1 rRNA gene is annotated in these 282 nt (G+C 49.3%); it reads right to left on the minus strand.

The window, feature by feature from the left end:
* Positions 1-175: 175 nt before the first annotated feature.
* A 23S ribosomal RNA gene (locus ACTD9P_RS30265) occupies positions 176-282 on the minus strand; the annotation flags it as partial.

Here is a 282-nt window from a genome sequence, read left to right on the forward strand (position 1 = left end):
GTCAAGAAATTCGGGTACTGAGTCGTAGCCAGATGGCTTCGCTTCAGCAAATTGGGTATGTGACAGCTTTCGGTGTTTTGTGAACGTCGAACTTTCGGTTCATCTCGTCTTCACACACCGCAATCTGGGCTCTCTCGTCTTTTCAACTAGGAGCATCAAATTGCTTGGGTGTTATATGGTCAAGCCTCACGGGCAATTAGTATTGGTTAGCTCAACGCCTCACAGCGCTTACACACCCAACCTATCAACGTCGTAGTCTTCGACGGCCCTTCAGGGGACTCA

It is taken from the genome of Pseudomonas onubensis, from assembly GCF_965653655.1.
In the GTDB taxonomy this organism is placed as follows: domain Bacteria; phylum Pseudomonadota; class Gammaproteobacteria; order Pseudomonadales; family Pseudomonadaceae; genus Aquipseudomonas.